Below are 987 nucleotides of genomic sequence, written 5' to 3' on the forward strand. Positions count from 1 at the left end.
GTCTTCGATATAACCACAGTCACATCGGAAGATTCTGTCCGAAAGTTTTAAATCTTTCCTGACAGCTCCGCAACAGTGACAAGTTTTAGATGATGGATACCATCTGTCTACTACACGAAGTTCAATTCCGCTTTCCTTGCATTTAGCCTGAAGTTTTGTTCTAAATTCACAAAACTTCTGCGAAGCAACTGCCTTTGATAGATGTTTGTTCTTCATCATTCCTGATACGTTTAAATCTTCAATCGTTATATAAGATGGTTTGGTTTTCACTATCTCTGCAATTGTTTTGTTGATATAGTCCGTACGGATACTGTCTATTTTATGATGAAGTTTCTGTACCTTGAGTTTTTGTTTCTGTATATTCGCTCTTTGAGTGGACTCTCCTTTCTTTAAATTTTCATACTTTCGAGAAAGACTTCTCTGTTCTCGAATAAGCTGTTTTTCAAGTTTCTTTAATTTTGCAGATTTGTTAATGTTCTTATAAGTTTTACCATTAGAAACAATGGCAAAATCCTTTAATCCAAGGTCAATGCCAATTCCTTCCTTTGAATGATTGGCTATTTTGTTATTTGGAATTTCTATAAGAACGGAAACATAGTATCTGTCAGCTTTTATTGAAACATGACCGCTTTTAATCACATACCCGTCTTTGGTCGTAGGAAAGTATCCTTTTTCTTTCATACGAACCCAACCAAGTGATGGAATATTCATTCTGTGTCTTTCGCATCGACAATCCTTTGGATTATTCTTTACGAAATACATCTTCACATCAGATTTTCCTTTCTTTTTAAAATTAGGAAAAGCACTTTGATGTTTGAAAAACCTGGTAAATGCGACACATCCATTTTCGATTGAACGCTTTACAGATTTTGAACTGACTTCCTTAATCCATAATTTATCTGGATTTTGGGGAAGATACTCATTGTTCAGCCAGACACTAAAACTTTTACCACTCATAAACTTTTCTCCATTGTCATGAAGTTCTTT

General features: G+C 34.5%; 1 protein-coding gene. It reads right to left on the reverse strand.

Features of this window, described 5'->3' with window-relative positions:
* A partial coding sequence (locus OCV63_RS17855; RefSeq protein WP_158364753.1) for an RNA-guided endonuclease InsQ/TnpB family protein occupies positions 1 to 987 on the reverse strand: 987 nt, incomplete at both ends.

The sequence above is a fragment of the Laedolimicola ammoniilytica genome (assembly GCF_025567165.1).
Lineage (GTDB): Bacteria > Bacillota > Clostridia > Lachnospirales > Lachnospiraceae > Laedolimicola > Laedolimicola ammoniilytica.